Source organism: Acidovorax temperans (genome assembly GCF_006716905.1).
In the GTDB taxonomy this organism is placed as follows: domain Bacteria; phylum Pseudomonadota; class Gammaproteobacteria; order Burkholderiales; family Burkholderiaceae_C; genus Acidovorax; species Acidovorax temperans.
Genome location: NZ_VFPV01000001.1, coordinates 326,641 through 349,239 on the forward strand (window position 1 = coordinate 326,641; position 22,599 = coordinate 349,239).

Below are 22,599 nucleotides of genomic sequence, written 5' to 3' on the forward strand. Positions count from 1 at the left end.
ATTCCAGGGCGATGGTGTGGTCACTGGGGAGCCCACTTCAGGCCCACAAACAGCGTGCGGCCGGGCGTGGCATAGGTGCGGGCCAACTGGTAGTCCTTGTCGGCCAGATTGTCCACGCGGGCCAGCAGGGTGTAGTCGCGCGCAATGCGGGTGCTGGCGTACAGGTTGACCAGGGTGTAGCCGCCCAGCACGTAGGTGTTGCCAACGGTGTCATAGTCATAGCGGCGGCCCGAGGCCTGCACTTCTGCCCCCAGCGTCCACCCAGCCACCACGGTATCGGCCCCGAAGGTGCCGTGGTGCTTGGCGCGGCGGGCCAGTTGCTTGCCAGTGTCCAGATCACGCGGGCGCTGCAGGTCGAGCGAGCCGCGCAATTGCACGGGGCCCAGGCGGTGCGATGCGGCCAGCGTCACGCCCTTGTATTCGGCACGGGTGTTGGCGTAGCAGCCCTGAGTTTGCAGCGGCGAGCATGCCGATGCGTCCACAAAGCTGATCAGGTTGGTGACGCGGTTGCGATAGGCCACGGCCGAGAAGCTGCTGTCCCCCTGCGCGTAACGCAAGCCCAGTTCCGCATTGCGCGCAGACTCTGGCCGCAGCGAGGCAACGCCGTACTGGCTGAAACGCTGGTACAGCGTGGGCGCACGGAAGGCCGTGCCCACCGCCCACCTTGGGCAGCTTTTGCACGCTGGCGGGGTAATTGGAATAACGGTCCACACCCACCAGGCGGTGACACTGGTCCAGCGCACAGACGGTTTCGGTCAGCGACGGCAGCAGGCTGACGATGCGCTGTGGCGGACGGGGCAGATTGACAACGCGGCCCCGGTCGTCGGTGATCTGCACCGCTTGTGCTTGCGCCAGCCCGGCCATGAGCAGGCCCAGCGCGACAAGAATGGCGATCACCCACAGGATGTGGCGAACGGGGGTGGGTTTCATCAGGCAGAGTCTTTCAAAGTGAGGGGCAGGCCCGCCGCCATCAGCGTGACGCGCGGGCACACCTGGGCCACTTGCTGGTTCAGCATGCCGAGGGCATCCACAAAGGCGCGCACCTCGCGCCCCAGCGGGATGACGCCCAGGCCAATTTCGTTGCCCACCAGAACCACAGGCCCGGGGGATTGCCGAAGCGCTTCCAAAAACATAGCTGCTTGCGCTTGCCAGTCAAGCGCCAGGGCCTGTTTTTGTTCAAATTCCATGGTTTCTACACCCAGCGGCATCGCCCAGTGCGTGAGCCACAGCGTGAGGCAGTCCACCACCACCAGGGTCTGCGGCGTGCTGTGCCGCTTGATGGCAGCGGCCACGTCGTGCGGCTCCTCCACCGTTTGCAGGCCCGGCACGCGCTCGGCGCGGTCGCGCTGGTGGCGCGCGATGCGCTCGCGCATTTCATCATCCCAGGCCTGGCCCGTGGCGATGAGCACGGCGCGGTGGTCCGGCGATTGCGCGAGCCAGTCGCGCGCCAGCAGCTCGGCGCGACGCGATTTGCCGCTTTTCTGGCCGCCGAGGATGAACTCGCTACGGGCGACGCCCGGGTCCGCTCTGGCGCTGCCCGTGTTCATCGTCAGAACGTGTAGCGCAGCGCCGCCGTGACCGCGCGACCGGCTTCAGGGTAAATGGACGTGGTGATCCCGCCCACGCAACCAAAAGCCTGGGTGTAGAACTTACGGTCAGACAGGTTGCTCACCCCCAGCGAGAGTTCGGTGTTGCGCCATTGGTAGGCATAGCGCACATCCGCCGTCGTGTAGCCAGGCATACGACACTGGTTGGCAAAATCCGGCCGCTGCGAAGACACCAGGTTGATACCGCCCGTCAGGCGCTGCGATGGCGAAACCTGCCAACCAGCGCGCAGCGAAAGCGTGCGATTGGGTGACAACGGCACCTGGCGACCGGCGTACGGCCCCGAGCGGAAGGTGGAACGGCGCAGCGCGGCGTTGGCAGTCAGGTCCACCGTGCGGCTCACGGCATGGCTGGCGTTGATCTCGATGCCCTGGCGGCGGGTCGGGTCGAAGTTGATGTTGGAGCCAAAGGGGCCGAAGGGGCCAATGCCATTGGGGTCGAAGCCGATTTCGTTGTCGATCGCACTGCGGTACAGGCGGGCATCGACCTTGGTGCCCACAGCCACCCAACGCACGCCCAGCTCGGTGTCGCGCGAGGTCTGTGGCCGCAGCGCCACTGCGGGGTTGGTGAAACCAAACTCGTCCACATTGGCCAGGCGAAAACTGCGGCCCAGCCGGGCATATACCGTCCAGGCAGCGCCCAGCGGCTGGCTCACGCCCAGCTCCCAGGCGTTCTGGCGGTCGTCCACGCCGTTCGTCGTATTGGCCGAGGTCTTTTCGATGCGCTCGGTGCGCAGGCCCGCACTCAAACGGGTGCGGCTGCCCGGCAGCGTCAGGTCGTCCTTCAGATAGAAGGCGCGCGAAGTCGCCTTGGACACCGAGCCGATAGCACCCTGCACGTCGCGCGTCCAGCGGCCATGGTCGGTGCCGACAACGAACACGTTGTCGAAGCCCGCCAGACGGGTGGCATGGCGAGCGCGCAGCGCGGCGTTGTCGGCCTCGATGTCGTAGTCATAAGGGCCGAAGGCGCTGATGGAACGCAACTGCTTCTCGCGGTGGCCGACATCGGCCGCCAGCTGCCAATCGCCCAGAGTGGCGGCGGCAAACACGGTGGTGCGCTGGTTGTCGATGTTGGCGTGGTCGCCCGGCGTGGTGGTCTGGCGCGGGTTGGCTGCATACTCGGCCGCGGTCAGCGAGCCCGGCAGGCCCGTATCGAGCCTGTCTTCAGCGTAGCGCACGCCCGCGCGCAACCAATCGTTGGCCCACTGGCCAGTAACAGACACCCCATCCAGGTCCGACTGGAAGTTATCGCGGTGGTTGTCGGCCTTGCGCTTGACACCGGACATGTCCACCGAAAACCCGCCGCCCGCCACCGTGGCATTAGCGCGGCCTTCACGCAGACCATTGCTGCCCGCACCCGCATAGACCGAGGCGCTGTTTTTGCGCTCCTTGCCTGCACCGGCCTTGGTGGTGATGATGATGGCGCCCGCCGTGGCGCCCTCGCCGTAGAGCACCGCGCCGCTGCCGCGCAGCACTTCGATGCGCTCCACACTCTCGATCGGGATGCCGGCCAGGCGCGTACCGCCCAGGTCGGCTTCATTGATCTTGATGCCATCGACAATCACTGCCTGGTTGCTATCGGCCGTGGCGCCGAATCCGCGCAAGTCCAGCGCATAGTCGCCGCCTCCATACAAATCCTGGCGCCCTACCACGCCCAACAAACGCATCAGGGCCTCGTTCACGGTGCTCACGCCGGCGGCGCGGATCTCTGGGGCCGTGATCACACTCACACCCAGCGGCAGGCTGGCAGCCTGTTCGGGAAAGCGTGTCGCGGTGATCACCGTTTCCGGCAGCATGCCGGCATTCATCTGGGCCAGGGCGGCCAGCGGAAATGCGCCAGCAACGGCGAGGGGCAGCGCAGCCAGGCGCGCGTACGAGATATGTTTATTCATGAAAATCGAAAAGCAAGCAAACAACCCGAGCCGGCTTCCCCGCCAGCATGTGGGAGACAAGGCTTCGCTGCCTCAAAGGGCGCGCGAAACCACCGTGTTGGCCGGTATCCGGGCTGGCGGAACGCCCTCCAATGCCTTCCCAGGCGCTTGTTCAAGGCGCCCAGTGGCTTGTGAATGGAGAGGGAATCGGATGATTCGTCCGCTGACCGTTGCGGGGGCAGCGCAGGCTGGGCGCACCCATGTTGGGTGAAACCTCCCTGCTTCCCGTTGAACTGCAGTCTGTGAACCAGCCTGCGAGCACCAACCGTCGGATTTTAAAACCTTGCGGCACCCCGTCCCAAAAAGACAACCCTACAATTGCGATCTCTATGGCTGAACCCTCCACCACCGACCAGATCGCCGAGCGTGTCGAGCGCCTGCTCTTGCGCCACGCCGAGTTGCAACGCACCAATGCCTTGTTGGCAGATCAGGTCAGCGCCCTGACGCAGGAACGCGACTCCCTGAAATCGCGCCTGAACGCGGCTCGCGCCCGGATTGACGCACTGCTCGAGCGGCTGCCTGCCAACGCCCCTGTCACCCCTGTCCACAAGGACGCCGAATGAAGCAAATCGAGGTCCAAATCCTGCAGCAAAGCTACCTGCTGGCCTGCCCAGACGGACAGGAATCACGTTTGCTGGACGCCGTGGAACGGGTGGACACGGCCATGACCCGAATCCGCGATGCAGGCAAGGTGCGTGCACGCGAGCGCATTGCTGTATTGGCGGCGTTGAACCTGGCTTTTGAAGTGGCCGACCGTGATGCCGCCGCAGCCCAGGCAGCCGCGCAACCTGCGCCCGCCGGTGCACCCATTTCTGCAGTCGCTCCAACTGAAGAAGATACATTGCGCCTGCAGAGCTTGCTAAGTCGGCTGGACCAAGCCCTCGGGCAGGACGGACAGTTGTTGTAACTCCCTTCCAGCTGGGTGAGGCCATCGCTACGCGGTGCCCCCCCGCGCCACCCTCACAGGGGTCATGCCCCATGGGCTTGAAGATGGGCACGCACCAGCGACCTGATCCGAACGCCCGCCACGGTACTGGCCTATCCGCCTGCAGGGCGATAGCCAAGCGCCTACAATGCAAGGGTCTGCGGTGCTGCCGGGCTTTATATTTCCTTGAACCAATGCTCACTGAGCACGGGCTTGGTACATCGCCTGATGAGCGTGATCGTCTCGCGTTAGATGAACCCAACGTTAGGCTGCCCTCGCCCACCTGAACCCCCGGTTCAGGATGCCGGTTCGGTGGCATTCGCAGACACCTTCTTCCTGGCTGGTGGTCCCACTCATCATCCCGGGTGCGGCCTCTACGCCCCTTCAATGCCCCTCCTGTGATTCTTCGATGCTGGATCCCCTATTGATTGTTGAGCTGGGTTTATTGGGTTTGTGCACCGGCTTCCTGGCGGGGCTCTTGGGCATTGGTGGCGGCATGCTGCTGGTGCCTTTTCTGACCTACCTGCTGGGCGCAAGGCAGGTGGCACCAGACCTGGCCGTCAAGATGGCCATCGCCACATCGATGGCCACCATCGTGTTCACCTCGGTATCCAGCGTGCGTGCACACCACAAGCGTGGAGCCGTGCGTTGGGACATCGTCACCAAGCTCGCTCCAGGCATTGTGCTGGGTGGCTTTGTGGCCAGCCTCGGTGTGTTCGCACTGCTCAAAGGCAGCTTCCTCGCCGTTTTCTTTGGCCTGTTTGTGAGTTTCTCAGCCGTGCAGATGTTTCTGGACAAGAAGCCTGCCCCCACACGCCAGATGCCTGGAACCACAGGCCAACTGGGCGCTGGTGGCTTCATCGGCTTTCTGTCTGGGCTGGTCGGTGCAGGAGGTGGCTTTGTCAGCGTGCCCTTCATGACATGGTGCAACGTACCCATCCACAATGCGGTTGCCACCAGTGCTGCCCTTGGTTTTCCCATCGCGCTGGCCAACGTGCTGGGCTATGTGATCAGCGGCCAGTCGGTTACCTCGTTGCCTGCAGGTTCTTTGGGCTACGTGTGGCTACCTGCTCTGGGCGTCATTGCCACCTGCAGCGTGCTCACTGCCCCTCTGGGAGCCAAGGCAGCGCATAACCTTCCGGTCAAAAAGCTCAAACGGGTGTTTGCCAGCCTGCTCTTCGGCTTGGCCGCCTACATGTTCTGGAAGGGCGCCTTCGCGTCCTGATGCGCCAGCGACCGCGCGGGCTCTGACTACATTGGTGGGCTCGCTGCGATGCGCAGCAATCCCGGGCGCAGCGCCGGGGAACTGATCAACCCTGAATCCGCTGCTGCACCAGCTCAGGGTTGAGCAGCAGTTCACCCAAGTCCTCGGGCGTAAGGCCCGGGGCACATAAAAAACCTTGGAATTGGTCGCAGCCCATTTGCTGCAGCAGCTCTTTTTGGGCCAACGTTTCCACCCCCTCGGCCACCACTTCTATGCGCAGTGCATGCCCCATGCTGATGACGGCACCCACGATGGCACGGTCGCCCTCATCTTCAGGCAAGCCACGCACGAAGGACTGATCCACCTTGAGCTTCTGGATAGGTAACTTCTTGAGGTAGCCCAGATTGGAGTACCCCGTCCCGAAGTCATCAATGGCCAGGCGCACACCCAGGTCGCCCAGAAGTCTCAAACGCTGCTCTGTTTCATGCGCATCTTGGAGCAGGATGCTTTCCGTCAACTCCAATTCCAGCCAGTGAGCTGGGAGCTGGTACGTGGCCAGCAACGCAGTCAGCCGATCGATAAAGTCAGGCTGCCTGAACTCTAGTGCCGATACGTTGACCGACACCACCATGGGGTGCCCCAACTCCACCCATCCGGCGCACTGACGGATGGCCTGCTCCATGACCCAGGCGCCCAAAGCAACGATGTAGCCACACTCTTCCGCCAAAGGAATGAACACTGCAGGAGACACCGCACCAAGATCCGGATCCCGCCACCGAAGCAAGGCTTCGGCACCCGTGATGCGACCTGTCTCCAGATTGACCTGAGGCTGGTAATGCACAGCCATGCGATCCAATCCCAATGCCTGCCGCATGGAATGCTCCAGCTTCATGCGAGATAGCAAGTTGGCATTCATTTGGGGTTGGTAAAAGCCATAGCTCCCGCGCCCCCTGTCCTTGATGCGGTACATGGCCGTATCTGCCTGCTTGATCAGATCGTCCAGTGACAAGCCATCATGCGGGTACAACGCAATACCGATGCTGCACTGAATGGAGAAACCCATGTCATCCAGCGTGAACGGCCGCAGCATCTCATCCAGAATGCGCCGCGAAACGCCCTCAGCCACCTTGGCATTTCCTCCATGCAGGTAGATCACAAACTCATCTCCACCCAGCCGACAGAGCATGTCGGTCTGGCGCAGGCAGGTTTGCAGTCGCTCCGCCACCAGCTGAAGAACCCGGTCACCAAAGGGATGCCCCAACGAATCGTTGATGATCTTGAAACGATCGAGATCCAAAAACAACACGGCGAAGCCATCAGACTGCTCCTGCGCATCCGCAATCGCGGTTTCCACACGCTGTGACAGCAACAATCGGTTGGGCAATCCCGTGAGGACATCGGTGTAAGCGAGCTCCTTGATCCGCTTTTGAGCGTTATGCTGGGCAGTCAGATCGCGCATGAAGCCAATGCTCTGCATGACCTTCCCGCCATCGTCGTACACGACGACCCAGGAAAGCTGCACCGCACAAGGCGGCAAGCCGACCCGCGGCAGCCAAAGCTCCCCCTCCCAGAAACCCGATGTCTTCCATCCCGCTTTCACGTCAGTCATCCAGCGGTCTGGACTTTCTAGCTCAAAGAGCGAGACTGCGGGCTGGCCCACGTGCAACTCTGTTGCCGAGCCAATCAGCTTCAGGCAACCAGGATTCATGCGCAGGATACGGTGCTGGCTGTCTGCGATGAAAATGGCGTCGAGACTGGATTCGAACACCCGGGCAGCCAGACGCAAATGGGCCTGCGTTTCCGCCTGACGCGTGACGTCACGGAATGAATACACCCTGCCCACCGGCAGACCACGACTGAACTGCGGTACCGAGCGGCGCTCCAGCACGGTGCCTTCGGTCAGTTCAAGGATGTCCGAGCTCTCCTGCATCGGATCGGCAGCAATCTCCCGCAACCGCTCGGAATACAGTTCTGCCTCACGCACCTGTTTTGCCATGTGCGCAAAAACAGCCGGATCATCACGTCGCGTGAGCAGCTCCGCAGGGATGCGCCAGATGTTGACCAACCGCTGGTTGAAAGCTCGAATGCTGCCATCCATGGCGCACACCAGCATGCCATCTGCTGCGGAGTCCAGGGTTGCCCTTAATTCCGATAGCAAAGTCTCCAGCTCTCGCTCGGTAGAACGTTGAGCCGTCAGATCAATCATGGTCAGGAGGAGAGCCCCTCCCCCATTTGGGAGGGTCACTCCGCGTACGCTTCGCTCCACAGGCACAAGGGCACCGCTGGCATGCAACACGCTGGTCTCTGAATGAATGCCTTCTGCCAGGGCCTGCACCGGCTGAGACCAAAACACAAAGTCTTGTGGAGTGGCTGCCAAGCCTTGAACGGGCGTGTTTACCAATTCGTGGACGGGCTTACCCACCAGCTCGGCCACAGCGTGGTTGGCGGCAAGAATGAGCAGGGAGGCTTCATCTACCAGGCAAACCGCTTCCAGCATCGCGTCCAGCCAGGACTGCGGCAAGGAATAAGTCACGACGCCTGGGCCTCTGAGTCAGGAGCGTCGGAGTTCACGGCACGCTCAAAGAAATAGCAGATGCGCTTGCGTGGAGACAGATAGTCCAGCGCATCACGGGGCAACTGCGATGGCTTCAAGCTACGACGAATACCCAGCTCAGGGACGGACTCCAGGTCCAAGATCGGGGCCTCGTCTTTGGGAACGCGCGAGTCATGCACGATCACCCGAGGGCGCAGGGGGCGCGAGGAATTGACCGAGGCCACGATGGCATAACGGTCATTCACCAATTGCACGATGGAGCCGGGGGGATAGACCCCCATCATGCGGATGAAAGCGCCGAGCACTACAGAATCGAAACGTGCCTTGTGCTGCGCAAAGATGATCGACAGGGTTTCGTGGGGGGTCAACCCTCCCCCCCCCACCGGACTGCACATGCGGTCGTAGTGGTTGACCAGAGCCACCACCTGGCTGGAACGCCCCAACTCCGAAGCACGCCTTTGCAGCGGGAACCCAGAGCCATCCACCATTTCGTGGTGCTGGGCAATCGTCGCGAGGACTGCCTTGCCCCATCCCATGCGGGTGGCAAGAGCGACCGATGCAGCAACATGGCTTTCATACTTCACACGCTCTGCTGGCGTCATGGCGGGTGAGGCAAAAGCGACGCGCAACGGCATGCCGACCTTGCCGATGTCATGCAACAGCGCTGCGACTCCCAAATCATGAAGCTCGGCGCTCTTCATCCCGAGTGCCTTGCCCAGCAGCAGACTGAGAACCATCACATTGACGGGGTGCAAGGCCCCGGGTTCTCCTACCCCCTCGGAAAGAAGGCGAATGGCCGAGTCCCCATTTTCCAGAAGGTCTGTAACGCACTCGGCAACCAAAGACTGCCCTTCTGCCTGAGCCTGCTGGGGCTGCTGGACCACCAGCTTTTCCATCGACATGTATTGCTTGGTAGCCTGCCTAAACCGCCGGTCACAAGCGAGGAGCGACGCGTTCTGAGCTGCAAGCAACATTCTGCGGCGCAACGCTGCCGACTCGCCTGGCGAGGAGTAAGTGGGCTGTTCAGCAGGCGCGCCGCTGGAGTCCGCCGAGCCATCAGTTGCATTGCCGGATGAATTTACAGGGGTGGCCAGTAACCCATCACGAAATTCTGGATCGCTCTTTTTGGGAAGAACTTTGACGCTTGTGAGCCCCAATTCGCGCAAAGTGGCAATCTGCTCTGCCGAACCAATCCGAAAGCTGCTCACCGGAAAGGGATGGTGCATCCAGCCCAGATCCAACTGGATATACATGCCAATACGCAATTGGCTTATATCGATGAGAACGAACGTATTCACAACAGCCCGGGAATAGGAAGCAAAAGGTAACAATAGAACCACAATTGTTGGGGCCCATTATCACCACTTCTGATGCTTCCTTGAGGAACGTGGTGTCTCGCCTCGGATGCAAATGTCTTTTGCATGCTCAGTGCAGACAGCCTCTTAACAAGGGAGAGATTGGTTCACGTTAGCTGCGATGTAATCGCTCCTGACGTATGCAGAGCGCGGGCTCACCACACAAAGGAATGCGGAGCGGCTCGAACGTCAATGCGCACGGTCGCCCTTCGACACGCTCGGTTCTGAAAGCGCTGCGGCCTCAGGCCTATGAACACCTCAACGGCACCAGAGCGAGGGCTTGTATACCAAATCCATCCACAACGCCCACACGGCGACACCGCAGAGAAGAGCGCCACTGATGCGCGTGCCCCAGTCACCCCGCAGTGAACCCAAACGCTGCCGTACCCACCGCCAGGCTAAGGGGCCACCCACGAGCCAAAGACCGCTGCCCACAGCAAACAGCGCCATGGTCCAAGCACCCTGCAAAGGCCCGCCGCTGAGTGCTGCCACCAGCAAGGCCGAATAGAGCAAACCGCACGGCATGAATGCCCACAATGCGCCCGCACTGGCCACACCTGTTGACGAACCAAGCAGCGGCTGGACACGCCCCCAGACTGAACGGCCCGCCTGTTCAATCCAGGCTGGCTGTCGCGACTGGATCAGCATCATCAAACCCCAGGCCAGAATGGCGACGTGCGTCAGGGTCCACAAAGGCCTAAGTGCCATGGTTTGCTGTGTAAGCCAAGCCAAACTGTCCATGGCCCAGGCCGCCATGGCACCCAGCGCCGCATACCCAACGATGCGCCCGGCATGAAAAACCCCTGTGCGCAACCACGGCTGGACGGAACGAGGCTTTTTATTTGTCCATTGAATAGGCTGCTCAAGCGCAGTCAAGCCTTCCGGCTTGCGCCCTACCCCCACCACCGCAGCGCACGGAGCAGAGCACATGGCCAAGCAGTGGCTACCACCCACCAAACCCATGACCAGGGCGGTCCATGCAACAGTAGCCGACATGCTGTTCGTAGCCCTGCTCAGATGATGCGGGAGAAGCGGGCGCGGGTGCGATCGGCCTGCAGGTAACGATCAAAGACCATCGCAATACCGCGCACAAAGAACCAGCCCATGGGCGTCACTCGAACGCCTTCACTGCCCAACTCCACCAGACCTTGGGTTTCCATGTCCTTCAAACGGTCCAGTTCAGCAGCAAAGTACTTTTTGAAGTCGATCAGCCATGCCTGCTCCATCGGCTCAATCAGCAGTTCACCTTGGCACATCAACGCCATGATGGCAGCGCGTCTCACCAAGTCATCCCGGTTCAATGCCAGCCCCCGAACGACTGGCAGGCGACCCTGGTCAAGGAAATCGTAATACTCATCCAGGGTCTTGGCGTTTTGGCTGTAGGTCGCCCCAATGCGTCCAATCGCTGACACGCCCAGCCCAATCAAATCGCAATCGGGTTGGGTGCTGTATCCCTGGAAATTGCGGTGCAGGCGCCCCTGCCGTTTTGCAATGGCCAACGCATCAGTAGGCAAAGCGAAATGATCCATGCCGACGTATACATAGCCAGCGTCAATAAATGCATCCAGCGAACGCGAAAGCATGGCGACTTTGGCACCTGCTGTGGGCAACTCCGCTGAAATGATGCGACGCTGGGGCTTGAAGCGCTCAGGCAGATGTGCATATGCGTACAACGCAATGCGATCGGGTCGAAGCTGGGCAATCTGTGACAACGTCCGATCAAATGACTCAGGGGTTTGGCGTGGCAAGCCGTAAATCAAGTCCACATTGATGGAGTCAAACCCGATGGTGCGTGCAGATTCGACCAAAGCAAAAACTTGCTCTGCGGGCTGAACACGGTGTACTGCCTTTTGGACTTCAGAGTCGAAGTCTTGGACGCCAAAACTCAACCGGTTGAAACCCAACTCTGCCAACAATGCCAGACGCTCCGCGTTGACCGTGCGGGGATCCACTTCGATGGAATATTCCCCACCGGGAGCCAGAGTGAAGCTGCGCTTGAGCATGGACATCAACTCACACAGCCCATCATCAGACAGGAACGTGGGGGTCCCGCCACCCAGATGCAACTGGCTAACCACCTGCCCCACACCACATTGGGCTGTATGCAAGTCGATTTCGCGGCTCAGGTACCGCAAATAGACATCAGCACGATCATGGTGTTTGGTAATGATCTTGTTGCAAGCGCAGTAGTAGCATAGCGACTCGCAAAATGGGATGTGTACATACAGCGACAACGGCATGGCTTTGGAGCCTGTCCCCAAATGCCTTTGGGCCAACGCCAAGGCATAGTCCTCCTGACCAAAAGCCTCCACAAAACGGTCTGCCGTTGGATAAGAGGTGTATCGGGGACCCGGCACATCAAACCGGGTAAGGAGTTCTGGGGTAACAGCGGTCATGAGATATCCTTGCGTACTCGGTTACTGTGCCGCACCTTACCCTCTTCGTCCTTGACCTGAATCAAGTGAACCCACTGCTGGTGGAGCGACAATTTGATGCATATCATCCGCTTCTAAGCACTGTGCGAGGCACTTCGGCCTCTCTCGTCGAGCACGATATGCTCGAACAACCAACTGGTTTCTGCGCCATGAATCCGCTCACCATCAAAGTCGCCTGCTCCAACTGCAATCTCCGTGAGCTTTGCATGCCTGTGGGGCTCAACGAAGAGCAGCTGCAACGCATCGACGAAGTGGTAGCCGTGCGGCGCAAGATCAAGCGCGGCGGAACGCTTTTCCGCAACGGAGAAGCTTTCACCTCGCTGTATGCCATTCGCACGGGCTTCTTCAAGACCTGCGTGGCGACAGAAGATGGTCGCGACCAAGTCACAGGATTCCAGATGGCCGGTGAAATCATTGGTCTGGATGGCATTGTGAATGACCATCACACCTGCGATGCCGTCGCTCTGGAAGACGCGGAAGTTTGCGTCATGCCCTTTGATCGCATAGAGGAATTCTCGCGAGAAGTCACTGCGCTACAGCACCATGTGCACAAAATCATGAGCCGTGAAATCGTGCGTGAGCATGGCGTGATGCTGCTGCTCGGAAGCATGCGAGCAGAAGAGCGTCTGGCAGCGTTTTTGCTCAATTTGGTGCAACGCCTGCACGCGCGAGGTTTCTCTCAATCGGAACTGGTGTTGCGAATGACGCGAGAAGAAATTGGCAGTTATCTCGGCCTCAAGCTTGAAACCGTGAGCCGCACCTTCTCCAAGTTCGTAGAAGAAGGCACCGTGGAAGTGCGGCAAAGACATGTCCGCATTCTAGATACCGATGCCCTACGCCGCATCGTGAACAACCAACAAGCCTGCCACTGAAAAATTTTCGACAGAGGTGCCGGACAACTGACGAGCACTTCGCTGACGCCTCCGACAATGCCGCGCCATACAGCGCGGCATTTTTTTTATTCAAGTGCAGGAGGGATGCTTGCGGCAATCGTCAGGGCGCTCCTCGTCAGGCACCGGGCAGCGATTCAGTTCAAAGGGGGACATCGCAAGCAAGGTGGTGAGCGCACTGGACACCATGGTGAGCGCCCAGAACCCAAAGAACGCCAAGGTGTAGACGCCTGTTCTCGACAAGGTGACAGGCTGCCCGAACCAGTGAAGGTCTTGCGGGTCCACCATCGCAAAGACGAGCATCTCAATCACACCTGCCACCAAAAAGGCTGGCCAGGCAATCCACATCAGGCGCTGTGTCCACATCGTGCTGTTTCCTTGCGGTGTTGTATTGGGTCGTTGCGAAATTCAGTGAACCAGAGTGACTTCACAATCACCTCGGCTGCGCTTCTGGCGGGGTCGCAGCGTGATTGCGCCCTTTCATCGCGGGCGCCAAGCTCTTCTCTGGGTGTTCCAGGGTCTTGTTGATGTCGATACCTCGCTGGTAGTAATCCTCCGCGACCACAGGATCTGGGCGCGACATCGCAAGCCACAAAGTAATGAACCCCGCAACAATGACCACCAAGGGGCCCGCCAATACCAGCCACACATGGCCAAACTTCCACCATGGGGCTGCGGCTGGCGTGGCTGAGGAAGAAACAGTAGACATAGCAAACTCCATTAACTCAGGCTTGTACGTTGAATGAGAACGGTACTACCTGGGAACCAAAAATACGGTTTTTTCTGCCACGTGGGCACCGCCACCCTCGGCACCAATTTCAAAGGTGATGGGATGAGACCCAGGTGAAGCAGACCCATAAGGCACCTGCAATCGCACAGCGACCCAGCGAGACTGAGCGGGATCGACCTCCACCGACACTTCAGACACCACTTCAAGCCCCTCAAGACCCTTGGCATCTATGCGGTAGCGCTGCGGAGTTTCGGTAGCGTTCATGATCTGAATGCGGTAGATGTTTTCCAACTTACCCCCAGCCACGATGCGCGACAAGGCGGCCCGGTCGCGAACCACGTCCACTTTCAGCGGTGTTCTCGTCACCAGGCTCGCCAACATCGCCACACACAAGGCGACAAGCACGGCACTGTAGACCAAGACGCGGGGACGCAGCACACGCCGCAACATCTGCGATTGGGTCCAGCGTTTGACCACACCATTCTGGGTAGTGAAGCGAATCAACCCGCGTGGGTACTTCATCTTGTCCATGACGGTATTGCACGCATCAACGCACAAACCGCAACCGATGCACTCGTACTGCAAACCCTTGCGGATATCGATGCCCACCGGACACACCTGAACACACAACGTGCAATCAATGCAATCGCCCAGGCCTTTCGCCTTGTAATCCACCGTCTTGTTACGTGGGCCACGAGGCTCGCCACGCTCTACGTCATAGCTGACGATCAAGGTGTCTTTGTCGAACATGGCGCTCTGGAAGCGGGCATAAGGGCACATGTACTTGCACACCTGCTCGCGCATGAAGCCAGCGTTCCCATAGGTAGCGAACCCGTAGAAGAGCACCCAGAAAATCTGCCAACCGCCCTGCCATGCCAGCAACTCCGCACCCAACTCGCGGATCGGCACGAAGTAGCCCACAAAAGTAAAGCCTGTCCACAAGGCTACGGTGATCCAGACAATCTGCTTGAAGAATTTTTTGCGGATCTTCTCGAAAGTCCAAGGCCCACCATCCAGGCGCAAACGGGCACTGCGATCACCTTCGATCTTGTGCTCGATCCACATGAAAATTTCGGTGTACACCGTTTGCGGACATGAAAAGCCACACCACAAACGCCCGGCCACGGCGGTGAACAGGAACAGTGAGAGCGCTGAAATGATCAGCAAACCCGTCAGGTAGATGAAGTCCTGCGGGTACAGCACCAAGCCAAAGATATAAAAGCGACGCGCTCCCAAATCGAAGAGCACCATCTGGCGCTGCACCCACTCCAGCCAGGGCAAGCCATAAAACACCAGTTGTGTGAGAAACACCATCGCCCAGCGCCACCGGGCAAATACTCCGCTGATGGATCGCGGGTAGATCTTCTTTTGCGCTTCGTACAGGGAGACGATCTCGACCTGGCTGCTGGGCACTTCCGAACCATCTGCGGCAACAGGAGCGACAGGAATAACCTTGCGAGGAGACTCGCTGGGTGGCTTCATGGTGGCGCTCTCTACTTAATCCAAAACTTCAGAAACAACAAAGGGGCGGCGCCCTCAGGCACCGCCCCGCGTTCACATCACTGCGCCTTGTTGTTTGACAATCCCCAAACATACGAGGCCAGCACCTTGATCTGCGCTTCGGTCAACTTGTCTGCCTGTGCAGGCATCTGATTGACCTTGCCATTGTTGATCATGGCGGTAATCGCGGCTTCACCCCAGCCATGCAGCCAGATGTCGTCAGTCAGGTTGGGCGCACCCAAAGCCTGATTGCCCTTGCCGTCCATGCCGTGGCAGGCGGCGCAAGCACCAAACTTGGACTTGCCCAAAGAAGCACGCAGAGAATCGTGGGGGCTACCCGACAGACTGAGCACATAGTGCGAGAGGTTACGCACATCTTCTGGAGAACCTACGGCAGCAGCCATGGGAGGCATGTTGCCAATGCGGCCCTTTTGCAGGGTTTCCAGAATCTTGTCGTGTGTGCCACCGTACAACCAGTCGCCGTCGGCCAAGTTGGGGAAACCCTTGCTGCCGCGGGCGTCAGAGCCATGGCACTGAGCGCAATTGTTCATGAACAGGCGTTCACCGATGGCCTTGGCTTGCGTGTCCACGGCAATCGCTTCAGGGGTCATGGATGCAAAGCGGGCGTACAGGGGTTCCAACTCCTTGTTGGCCTTGGCCACTTCTGCCTCATATTCGCCCTTCTGGGTCCAGCCAAGCTTGCCGGCTGAACTACCCAAACCTGGGTAGGCAGCCAGGTAGCCCAAGCCAAAGATGATGGTCAGAACGAACATCCACACCCACCAGCGCGGCAGGGGGTTGTTCATTTCCACCAGGTCTTCATCCCAGACGTGGCCTGTAGTGTTGTCGGCCGTTGATACGACCTTCTTGCGGCCTGCCATCCAAAGCAGCACGGCGCAGCCAATGATGCCGACCAAGGTCAGCGCGGTCACAAAGACCGACCAGAAATTGCTGGTGAAGTCACTCATGGGTTTTTCTCATTCTGGTGGAGTTCATTCTTGCTCAAAGGGCAAGCGAGCAGCCTCATCAAATTTGGCACGGTTGCGGCCCATGTAGGCCCACACCCAGATGCCGATGAAGCAGACCATTGAAGCCAGCGTGGCCACAATGCGCATGGTGGTGATGTCCATATGCCAACCCTCCCTTACTTGAGCGCGCGGCCCATGACTTGCAGATAGGCGATCAGTGCATCCAACTCCGTCTTGCCCTTGACCTCATCAGCGGCAGCGGTGATTTGCGCGTCGGTGTATGGAACGCCCACAGTGCGCAGCGCCTTCATGCGAGGAGCCAAATCGGCCGGATTGACCAGGGTCTTCTCAAGCCAGGGGTAGGCAGGCATGTTGGACTCAGGCACCACGTCACGTGGGTTGTTCAAGTGGATGCGATGCCATTCGTCGCTGTACTTGCCGCCCACGCGATGCAGGTCAGGACCTGTGCGCTTGCTGCCCCATTGGAAGGGGTGGTCATACACGAACTCACCCGCCACCGAGTAGTGGCCATAGCGCAGGGTTTCTGCACGGAAGGGACGGATCATCTGCGAGTGGCAGTTGTAGCAACCCTCACGGATGTACACATCACGCCCGATCAGCTGGGTGGCTGTGTAGGGCTCCACGCCCTTCACAGCCTCCGTGGTGGACTTCTGGAAGAACAGGGGCACGATCTCCACCAGGCCGCCAATGGCGATCACCAGCAGGATCAGCACGATCATCAAGAAGTTGTTGGTTTCAATCTTCTCGTGGCTGAAACCGGCAGAAGCTTGCTTGTTGTTTTGAGACATGGGTTAGCTCCTTGAGGCTCAAGCGTGGGCAGTGTTCACGGCGGGGATAGCCACCTTGACCGAACGGCCAGAGATTGCGGTTGCCCACACGTTCCATGCCATCACCAGCATGCCGCCCAGATACAGCAGACCACCGGCCACACGGATCACATAGAAGGGATAAGTAGCCTTCACGCTTTCAACGAAGGTGTAGGTCAGCGTGCCATCAGGGTTCACAGCGCGCCACATCAGGCCTTGCATCACACCGGCAATCCACATTGCAGCGATGTACAGCACGATACCGATGGTGGCCATCCAGAAGTGCAGTTCAATCGCCTTGATGGAGTGCATCTTTTCGCGGCCAAACAGGCGGGGCACCAGGTAGTACAGCGAGCCCATGGAGATCAGACCCACCCAGCCCAGGGCACCAGAGTGCACGTGGCCCACGGTCCAGTCGGTGTAGTGGCTCAGTGCGTTCACGGTCTTGATGGACATCATCGGACCTTCGAACGTGGACATGCCGTAGAACGACAGCGACACGATCAGGAAGCGCAGGATAGGATCGTCGCGCAGCTTGTGCCATGCGCCCGACAGGGTCATGATCCCGTTGATCATGCCGCCCCAGCTGGGAGCCAGCAGGATCAGGGAGAACACCATACCGACGGACTGCGTCCAGTCAGGCAACGCGGTGTAGTGCAGATGGTGAGGACCCGCCCACATGTAAGTGAAGATCAGGGCCCAGAAGTGCACGATCGACAGGCGATACGAGTACACGGGGCGGCCAGCCTGCTTGGGGATGAAGTAATACATCATGCCCAGGAAGCCTGCGGTCAGGAAGAAGCCCACGGCATTGTGGCCATACCACCACTGCACCATGGCATCCTGCACACCCGCATAGGCCGAGTAGCTCTTCATGAAGCCTGCGGGCACTGCAGCACTGTTCACCAGGTGCAGCAATGCCACAGCCAGAATGAAGGCGCCAAAGAACCAGTTGGCCACGTAGATGTGCTTGACCTTGCGCGTACCTACCGTGCCAAAGAACACGATGGCATAGGACACCCAGACCAGCGTGATCAGGATGTCGATAGGCCATTCCAGTTCAGCGTATTCCTTGCCGGAGGTGTAACCCAGCGGCAGGCTGATGGCGGCAGCCAGAATGACTAACTGCCAACCCCAGAACGTGAACGATGCGAGGGCCGGCGCAAACAACCGAACCTGGCAGGTACGCTGCACCACGTAGTAGCTGGTGGCGAACAAAGCGCAGCCACCAAAAGCAAAAATCACCGCATTGGTATGCAGTGGGCGCAAACGGCCATAACTAAGCCATGAAATGCCTAGGTTGAGTTCTGGCCATGCCAACTGGGCGGCAATGATGACGCCCACCAGCATGCCGACCACCCCCCAAACCACGGCCATGATTGAGAACTGACGCACGACCGTGTCGTTGTAATGCGCAGCATTTGTTTTTGGAAAATCCATCGGACACCTCTTTGTATTGCGATACAAGTTTTAACCAGACTGCCATTGCGGTTATTGACGAAAGTCAACCGTCTCGGAGAATGCGCTCCCCCTCTTGTTCCACACTTTCAAACTGTCCGCGGTACACGGCCCACCACAGGCCGGCCAGGATCATCAGCACCAGAACCACAGACAGAGGAATCAATAAATAAAGGATGTCCATCAGGCGGGCTCCGCAGTTTGAAATGACGACACGGCAGCAGATGAACCCCCTGCTGCCTGCGAAATAGAAGGCGACGGATCGCCATGAGCGCCACCCGGCGCCTCTGGCAATCCCTTGGAAAGGCGGGCGGCATTGAGCACCACCAACAGCGAACTGAGCGCCATGCCCAATCCCGCAAGCCAGGCAGGCATCCAGCCCACCACAGCCAAAGGAACACACAGAGCGTTGTACCCAGCGGCCCACCATAGATTTTGCCGCACAATCTGTAAGGTTTTGCGCGCCAGAAGCACTGCCTGGGGCACCTGAGTCAAACTGTCCCGCAGCACCACGAAATCTGCGCGCGAGCGCGCCAAGGGCACGGCCCGGCCAAAAGCGAATGACACATGGGCCCCCGCCATCACGGGGCCATCGTTCAAGCCATCGCCCACCATGGCCACGCGGTGGCCCTGGGCCTGCAGGCTTTGCAGCGCCGCCAGTTTGTCTTGCGGCGTACAAGCCCCGCGGGCCTCGGTGATACCCGCCTGCGCAGCCACACGTTGCACGGCTTCTGGGCGGTCGCCAGACAGCATCTGCACACTCAAACCCGCATCGGCCAGCGCACGCACCACCATGGCAGCCTCTGCGCGCAGGTCTTCAACCAATCCAAACCGGGCCATTTCCAGCGTCTGCGCATGGCCTGGCTGACCACGCTCCTCGGCCAAAACGACCCACAGGGCAGCGCCGTCCGCATCTTCTGCGAATTCGGTAGCACCAGCCTCACGCGCCACCACACCAGCATGAATGGCAGAGCCCAGGCGCACGCGGCGTGGCGGGCATTGCCCCGTGCGGTCTTGCACATCAGCACTCAAACCGAGCCCTGCCTGCTCTTCCAGATGGGAAACCAGCCAACGACCATCGTCCGCGCCAGCAGCTTCCACCAGGGCACGCGATGCCGGATGCAAGGACTGCCGCGCCAACGCGGCAGCCAACGACAAGGCACTTGCCCGATCCAGATCGCCACCCGCCAGCCGCACCGTGTGCAATGCCATCGCATCGCGGGTGAGCGTGCCCGTTTTGTCAAACACCACCGTATCGATCTGCGCCAGGGCCTCCAGCCCTTGCAGGTTGCGCACCAGCACGCCCTGCCGCGCCAGCGTACCTGCTGCCGTCAACATCGCCACCGGGGTGGCCAACGACAACGCACAGGGGCAAGTGACGATGAGCACCGCCACCGCCACCATCAGCGCGTGCCCTGGGTCTTTGGGCCACCACCAGGCAGCAGCAGCAAAGGCGGCCAGCAACACTGCCACCAAAAACGGTTTGGCGATGCGGTCCGCCAGCTGGGCCAGACGTGGCTTTTGCAGGCCAGCGCTCTCCATTAAGGCCACGATCTGTGCAAAGCGGGTTTGGGCGCCCACACATTCCACGCGAACTTCTACCGACGACTGCAGGTTGTAGCTGCCAGCCGTTACCGCGCTGCCTTCGGGCTTGTGCACCGGGGTCGATTCACCAGTCAGCAGGGCTTCGTCGGCCTGGGTGCTGCCTTTGAGAATCGTGCCGTCGGCCGGAAACGCCTCTCCTGGCAAGACGCGCACCGTGTCGCCCACCACCAGGCGACGCACCGCCACGCGGGTGAATGCACCGTCAGCGCCCAAGCGCTCCACGCTGTCGGGCAGGCGATTGAGCACCGCTTCCAGCGCACCTGCCGTGCGGTCACGCAGGCGCAGCTCCAGCCAGCGCCCGGTGAGCAGGAAGAAAACGAACATGGTCAGCGAGTCGAAGTACACCTCGCGACCAAAAATGCCATTGGGGTCGAAGGTGCCTGCCGTGCTCACCACAAAGGTGATGCCCATGCCAAGCGCCACGGGCAGGTCCATGCTCACCTGCCGCTGGCGTACATCGCGCAAGGCACTGGTAAAGAAAGGGCCGCAGGCAAAAAAGACCACGGGCAGCGAAATCACCCACGAGGCCCAGCGCAGCAGCGTTTCCATCTCTTGCGACAAATCGCCGGGCTGCGCCACGTACGCAGGCCATGCGTACATCATCACCTGCATCATGCAAAAACCGGCCACCAGCCAGCGCCACAGCGCACGGCGACTTTCCACCAGCCGCTGGCCGCGCACAAAAGCATCCATGGCCGGAACCGCGCGATACCCCGCGCTGCGCACCGCTGCCATCCACTGCGATGGCAACACCCTGCCCGGCTGCCACACCACGCGGGCGCGACGGGTGGCTGCGCTCACATCGGCCTGCAACACACCGGGCACAGACTTCAAGGCATCTTCAATGGTGAGGGCACAGGCCGCGCAATGCATTCCATCCAGCACCACATGCGAATCCCAGGTTGAGCTGGCAGGGTCTGCCACGGCACTTGCGTCCAGCGCAGAGCCTGAAGGCGTGCAAGGCCGACCAAAACCCAGCCACTCTTGTGGGTCGTCCAGAAGAGACACGGCTGCTGGGTCCACCGCCGCCTCGGAAGCGCCAACCACAGGCGCCACCGGAATTTCCGGCGCACCGGAGCGAAACATTGACATGGTTCAAGCCTATCCGCGGAACATGACATCCTTATTGACCTGAATCAAGCCACAAAAGATGATGCATCCTAAGCTTGTTACATCACTTTGAGGAGCCCCCCCATGTACAAACGCATCCTGATTGCAACCGACGGTTCACCTTTGTCCGACAAGGCTGTTGAAAGCGGCCTGTCTCTGGCGGCTTTGACCGGCGCCTCCGTGGTCGCACTCAAAGTGGTGCCCCGCTACCCCCGCAGCTACTTTGAAGGGGGCATGCCGGTGGACGCAAGCGACGTGAAACGCATCGAAGGCCAGTGGGGCGACGCCGCCCAGGCCATGGTGGATGCCGTCAAGGCCCAGGGCGCAGCCCAAGGCGTGACCGTGAAAGCCGTCACCGCCAAGTCCGACCTGGTGGCCGAGGCCGTGATTTCTGCCGCCAAAAAGCACAAGTGCGACCTGATCGTGATGGCATCGCACGGCCGCAAGGGCCTCAAGCGCCTGCTGCTGGGCAGCGAAACCCAGCACGTGCTGACGCACTCGCACATCCCCGTGCTGGTGCTGCGCTAATCACCAAGTTAAGCATCAAAACAGGCTCTAGCGCTTATTCAGCAAGCGCTAGCAGCTATGCAAATCATAGCAAAACACCGAGAAGGCTCTGCGCCCTCTCGGTGTTTTTTCATTCCCGACTGGTTTGCGGGCAGCCCAGCGGCGGCCCATTGGCAGAGCAATGCCTGCCGCCCCGCCTGGGCCACTTCAAGCGCACGCTGCCGCAGGTGTCGCTGAACTTCGTGCGCTACCAGCACGCGCACGACTTTGCGACGCCGCACGAGTTCGACGCCGCCATCCAGTACGGCTAGGGATGTCCTTACATGGACGTCTCCAGAAGAGCAAGATTCGGCGGCGTGAAGGTCTGAAGGGTTTGCAGTCTTACATACGGCCTGTCGGTGCAGGGTGTTCGTCCTGCTGGCCCTGATGGCATTCGCGGGTGAGGCTCCTGTCTGCACATCGGGCTTGATGCCCTGTATCCCTATCGGATTGCCCCCACCCCGGTTTGACCTGTTGACCGGCTTTGTTGCATAAATCGGCCATAGGCCAAGGCATCCCCAATCCCAAAAAGATTTACGCAGCAGCGACCGTCTGGGGCGTGCCCAGATCGGTAAATTGATTGAGGATTGAAGCTCGGATGTGCAGCTCGGTCACCTGGCGCTCAAACGTCCTGGCCATGACCTTCTCGCCCAGGCGCTTGAAGCAATTCATCTTGGTCTCCACCAGTGACCTTCGGTGGTAGCCGCTCCAGCGTTTCCAGATAGCCCGCCCCAACTGCCTACACGCCTTGACCGCTTCATTGCGGTGAGCAAATGCCAGCCCTTTGCGCAGCTTCGCTCCTTTGCGCGGCGGGATGATTGGAATGGCTCCCCGCAGGTAGCACGCCTTATGTACATCCTGCGTGTCGTACGCCCCATCACCGGTAAAGCTAGCTATCTCTTCATTGCTTGGAATTTGACCTAGCAGGCTGCTGAAATACTCCCCGCCGCAGCCCAG

At 60.1% G+C, this 22,599-nt stretch carries 21 protein-coding genes, 1 other RNA gene, 3 pseudogenes and 1 riboswitch; of the genes and pseudogenes, 7 read left to right on the forward strand and 18 right to left on the reverse strand.

Features of this window, described 5'->3' with window-relative positions; all coding sequences use genetic code 11:
- Nucleotides 1-20: 20 nt before the first annotated feature.
- From BDD18_RS01545 to BDD18_RS01560, 4 genes and pseudogenes are all read right to left on the reverse strand, one after another.
- Nucleotides 21-659: pseudogene (locus tag BDD18_RS01545) on the reverse strand (TonB-dependent receptor domain-containing protein); the annotation flags it as partial.
- Nucleotides 610-930 (reverse strand): annotated as a pseudogene (locus BDD18_RS22365) (ABC transporter substrate-binding protein); the annotation flags it as partial. The pseudogenes BDD18_RS22365 and BDD18_RS01545, both read right to left, overlap by 50 nt.
- The gene (locus BDD18_RS01555) at nucleotides 930-1,547 is read right to left on the reverse strand and encodes a bifunctional adenosylcobinamide kinase/adenosylcobinamide-phosphate guanylyltransferase (protein WP_066782404.1); all 618 of its coding nucleotides are present in this window, start codon (nucleotides 1,545-1,547) and stop codon (nucleotides 930-932) included. The gene BDD18_RS01555 and the pseudogene BDD18_RS22365, both read right to left, overlap by 1 nt.
- A 2-nt stretch (nucleotides 1,548-1,549) precedes the next feature.
- Entirely contained in the window at nucleotides 1,550-3,496 is a 1,947-nt protein-coding gene (locus tag BDD18_RS01560; RefSeq protein ID WP_066782410.1) for a TonB-dependent receptor, read from the reverse strand.
- Between the two features lie 81 nt (nucleotides 3,497-3,577).
- A riboswitch (cobalamin riboswitch) is annotated at nucleotides 3,578-3,816 on the reverse strand.
- Between the two features lie 48 nt (nucleotides 3,817-3,864).
- Between BDD18_RS01560 and BDD18_RS01565 the strand changes: the two genes are divergently transcribed.
- The 4 genes from BDD18_RS01565 (at nucleotide 3,865) to BDD18_RS01575 (ending at nucleotide 5,685) form a co-directional block, all read left to right on the forward strand.
- Nucleotides 3,865-4,098 carry a hypothetical protein gene (locus tag BDD18_RS01565; RefSeq protein ID WP_066782403.1) on the forward strand — a complete coding sequence of 78 codons (234 nt, stop codon included), beginning with the start codon at nucleotides 3,865-3,867 and terminating at the stop codon, nucleotides 4,096-4,098.
- A complete protein-coding gene (locus BDD18_RS01570) occupies nucleotides 4,095-4,442 on the forward strand; it encodes a cell division protein ZapA (protein ID WP_142081006.1) in 348 nt (115 codons plus the stop codon). The genes BDD18_RS01565 and BDD18_RS01570 overlap by 4 nt, the downstream gene beginning before the upstream one ends.
- A gap of 170 nt (nucleotides 4,443-4,612) precedes the next feature.
- Nucleotides 4,613-4,792, forward strand: a non-coding RNA gene (gene ssrS / locus BDD18_RS23035) — 6S RNA.
- A gap of 77 nt (nucleotides 4,793-4,869) precedes the next feature.
- Entirely contained in the window at nucleotides 4,870-5,685 is an 816-nt protein-coding gene (locus BDD18_RS01575; protein WP_142081008.1) for a sulfite exporter TauE/SafE family protein, read from the forward strand.
- 85 nt (nucleotides 5,686-5,770) lie between these two features.
- Here the strand turns inward: BDD18_RS01575 and BDD18_RS01580 are convergent, their stop codons facing one another.
- The 4 genes from BDD18_RS01580 to hemN form a co-directional block, all read right to left on the reverse strand.
- The gene (locus tag BDD18_RS01580; protein WP_142082475.1) at nucleotides 5,771-8,161 is read right to left on the reverse strand and encodes a sensor domain-containing protein; all 2,391 of its coding nucleotides are present in this window, start codon (nucleotides 8,159-8,161) and stop codon (nucleotides 5,771-5,773) included.
- Between the two features lie 32 nt (nucleotides 8,162-8,193).
- The gene (locus tag BDD18_RS01585) at nucleotides 8,194-9,471 is read right to left on the reverse strand and encodes a cyclic di-GMP phosphodiesterase (protein ID WP_420837304.1); all 1,278 of its coding nucleotides are present in this window, start codon (nucleotides 9,469-9,471) and stop codon (nucleotides 8,194-8,196) included.
- A gap of 360 nt (nucleotides 9,472-9,831) precedes the next feature.
- Nucleotides 9,832-10,569: a sulfite exporter TauE/SafE family protein gene (locus tag BDD18_RS01590; RefSeq protein ID WP_142081012.1), complete on the reverse strand. Its 738-nt coding sequence runs from the start codon at nucleotides 10,567-10,569 to the stop codon at nucleotides 9,832-9,834.
- A 17-nt stretch (nucleotides 10,570-10,586) separates the two neighbouring features.
- Complete coding sequence (gene hemN, locus BDD18_RS01595) at nucleotides 10,587-11,969, reverse strand: oxygen-independent coproporphyrinogen III oxidase (protein WP_142081014.1); 1,383 nt, start codon at nucleotides 11,967-11,969, stop codon at nucleotides 10,587-10,589.
- 188 nt (nucleotides 11,970-12,157) lie between these two features.
- On the opposite strand from hemN, the gene fnr reads away from it, so the two are divergent.
- Complete coding sequence (gene fnr / locus BDD18_RS01600; protein ID WP_066693621.1) at nucleotides 12,158-12,880, forward strand: fumarate/nitrate reduction transcriptional regulator Fnr; 723 nt, start codon at nucleotides 12,158-12,160, stop codon at nucleotides 12,878-12,880.
- Nucleotides 12,881-12,970: 90 nt separating this feature from the next.
- Here the strand turns inward: fnr and BDD18_RS01605 are convergent, their stop codons facing one another.
- From BDD18_RS01605 to BDD18_RS01645, 9 genes are all read right to left on the reverse strand, one after another.
- Entirely contained in the window at nucleotides 12,971-13,264 is a 294-nt protein-coding gene (locus BDD18_RS01605; protein WP_066782455.1) for a hypothetical protein, read from the reverse strand.
- A 67-nt stretch (nucleotides 13,265-13,331) separates the two neighbouring features.
- Entirely contained in the window at nucleotides 13,332-13,607 is a 276-nt protein-coding gene (locus tag BDD18_RS01610) for a FixH family protein (protein WP_044398696.1), read from the reverse strand.
- Nucleotides 13,608-13,652: 45 nt separating this feature from the next.
- The gene (gene ccoG, locus BDD18_RS01615; protein WP_142081016.1) at nucleotides 13,653-15,110 is read right to left on the reverse strand and encodes a cytochrome c oxidase accessory protein CcoG; all 1,458 of its coding nucleotides are present in this window, start codon (nucleotides 15,108-15,110) and stop codon (nucleotides 13,653-13,655) included.
- Nucleotides 15,111-15,187: 77 nt separating this feature from the next.
- Nucleotides 15,188-16,096, reverse strand: a complete 909-nt coding sequence (gene ccoP / locus BDD18_RS01620; protein ID WP_044398636.1) for a cytochrome-c oxidase, cbb3-type subunit III — start codon at nucleotides 16,094-16,096, stop codon at nucleotides 15,188-15,190.
- A 24-nt stretch (nucleotides 16,097-16,120) separates the two neighbouring features.
- Nucleotides 16,121-16,258, reverse strand: coding sequence for a cbb3-type cytochrome oxidase subunit 3 (locus BDD18_RS01625; protein WP_044398638.1), 138 nt, complete (start codon nucleotides 16,256-16,258; stop codon nucleotides 16,121-16,123).
- A gap of 14 nt (nucleotides 16,259-16,272) precedes the next feature.
- Entirely contained in the window at nucleotides 16,273-16,905 is a 633-nt protein-coding gene (gene ccoO, locus BDD18_RS01630) for a cytochrome-c oxidase, cbb3-type subunit II (protein WP_066693629.1), read from the reverse strand.
- An 18-nt stretch (nucleotides 16,906-16,923) separates the two neighbouring features.
- Nucleotides 16,924-18,363, reverse strand: coding sequence for a cytochrome-c oxidase, cbb3-type subunit I (gene ccoN, locus BDD18_RS01635; protein ID WP_066782460.1), 1,440 nt, complete (start codon nucleotides 18,361-18,363; stop codon nucleotides 16,924-16,926).
- A gap of 64 nt (nucleotides 18,364-18,427) precedes the next feature.
- The gene (gene ccoS / locus BDD18_RS01640; RefSeq protein WP_044398643.1) at nucleotides 18,428-18,565 is read right to left on the reverse strand and encodes a cbb3-type cytochrome oxidase assembly protein CcoS; all 138 of its coding nucleotides are present in this window, start codon (nucleotides 18,563-18,565) and stop codon (nucleotides 18,428-18,430) included.
- Nucleotides 18,565-21,078, reverse strand: a complete 2,514-nt coding sequence (locus BDD18_RS01645) for a heavy metal translocating P-type ATPase (protein ID WP_244938960.1) — start codon at nucleotides 21,076-21,078, stop codon at nucleotides 18,565-18,567. Before BDD18_RS01645 ends, ccoS begins: the two co-directional genes overlap by 1 nt.
- A gap of 102 nt (nucleotides 21,079-21,180) precedes the next feature.
- Here BDD18_RS01645 and BDD18_RS01650 point away from each other — a divergent pair, with 102 nt between their 5' ends.
- Complete coding sequence (locus tag BDD18_RS01650; protein ID WP_044398647.1) at nucleotides 21,181-21,624, forward strand: universal stress protein; 444 nt, start codon at nucleotides 21,181-21,183, stop codon at nucleotides 21,622-21,624.
- 101 nt (nucleotides 21,625-21,725) lie between these two features.
- Nucleotides 21,726-21,914 (forward strand): type 2 periplasmic-binding domain-containing protein, encoded by a 189-nt coding sequence (locus BDD18_RS01655; protein WP_244938961.1) that lies wholly within the window; start codon nucleotides 21,726-21,728, stop codon nucleotides 21,912-21,914.
- Between the two features lie 262 nt (nucleotides 21,915-22,176).
- Here the strand turns inward: BDD18_RS01655 and BDD18_RS01660 are convergent.
- Nucleotides 22,177-22,569 (reverse strand): annotated as a pseudogene (locus tag BDD18_RS01660) (IS5-like element ISAav2 family transposase); the annotation flags it as partial.
- Nucleotides 22,570-22,599 lie beyond the last annotated feature (30 nt).

What these genes read in the sequence shown, in the direction of transcription:
- BDD18_RS01555 (WP_066782404.1), bottom strand. Translation starts at nt 1,547, where the DNA reads ATGAACACGGGCAGCGCCAGAGCGGACCCGGGCGTCGCCCGTAGCGAG.
- BDD18_RS01560 (WP_066782410.1), bottom strand. Translation starts at nt 3,496, where the DNA reads ATGAATAAACATATCTCGTACGCGCGCCTGGCTGCGCTGCCCCTCGCC.
- BDD18_RS01565 (WP_066782403.1), top strand. Translation starts at nt 3,865, where the DNA reads ATGGCTGAACCCTCCACCACCGACCAGATCGCCGAGCGTGTCGAGCGC.
- BDD18_RS01570 (WP_142081006.1), top strand. Translation starts at nt 4,095, where the DNA reads ATGAAGCAAATCGAGGTCCAAATCCTGCAGCAAAGCTACCTGCTGGCC.
- BDD18_RS01575 (WP_142081008.1), top strand. Translation starts at nt 4,870, where the DNA reads ATGCTGGATCCCCTATTGATTGTTGAGCTGGGTTTATTGGGTTTGTGC.
- BDD18_RS01580 (WP_142082475.1), bottom strand. Translation starts at nt 8,161, where the DNA reads ATGCTGGAAGCGGTTTGCCTGGTAGATGAAGCCTCCCTGCTCATTCTT.
- BDD18_RS01585 (WP_420837304.1), bottom strand. Translation starts at nt 9,471, where the DNA reads ATGTATATCCAGTTGGATCTGGGCTGGATGCACCATCCCTTTCCGGTG.
- BDD18_RS01590 (WP_142081012.1), bottom strand. Translation starts at nt 10,569, where the DNA reads ATGTCGGCTACTGTTGCATGGACCGCCCTGGTCATGGGTTTGGTGGGT.
- hemN (WP_142081014.1), bottom strand. Translation starts at nt 11,969, where the DNA reads ATGACCGCTGTTACCCCAGAACTCCTTACCCGGTTTGATGTGCCGGGT.
- fnr (WP_066693621.1), top strand. Translation starts at nt 12,158, where the DNA reads ATGAATCCGCTCACCATCAAAGTCGCCTGCTCCAACTGCAATCTCCGT.
- BDD18_RS01605 (WP_066782455.1), bottom strand. Translation starts at nt 13,264, where the DNA reads ATGTGGACACAGCGCCTGATGTGGATTGCCTGGCCAGCCTTTTTGGTG.
- BDD18_RS01610 (WP_044398696.1), bottom strand. Translation starts at nt 13,607, where the DNA reads ATGTCTACTGTTTCTTCCTCAGCCACGCCAGCCGCAGCCCCATGGTGG.
- ccoG (WP_142081016.1), bottom strand. Translation starts at nt 15,110, where the DNA reads ATGAAGCCACCCAGCGAGTCTCCTCGCAAGGTTATTCCTGTCGCTCCT.
- ccoP (WP_044398636.1), bottom strand. Translation starts at nt 16,096, where the DNA reads ATGAGTGACTTCACCAGCAATTTCTGGTCGGTCTTTGTGACCGCGCTG.
- BDD18_RS01625 (WP_044398638.1), bottom strand. Translation starts at nt 16,258, where the DNA reads ATGGACATCACCACCATGCGCATTGTGGCCACGCTGGCTTCAATGGTC.
- ccoO (WP_066693629.1), bottom strand. Translation starts at nt 16,905, where the DNA reads ATGTCTCAAAACAACAAGCAAGCTTCTGCCGGTTTCAGCCACGAGAAG.
- ccoN (WP_066782460.1), bottom strand. Translation starts at nt 18,363, where the DNA reads ATGGATTTTCCAAAAACAAATGCTGCGCATTACAACGACACGGTCGTG.
- ccoS (WP_044398643.1), bottom strand. Translation starts at nt 18,565, where the DNA reads ATGGACATCCTTTATTTATTGATTCCTCTGTCTGTGGTTCTGGTGCTG.
- BDD18_RS01645 (WP_244938960.1), bottom strand. Translation starts at nt 21,078, where the DNA reads ATGTCAATGTTTCGCTCCGGTGCGCCGGAAATTCCGGTGGCGCCTGTG.
- BDD18_RS01650 (WP_044398647.1), top strand. Translation starts at nt 21,181, where the DNA reads ATGTACAAACGCATCCTGATTGCAACCGACGGTTCACCTTTGTCCGAC.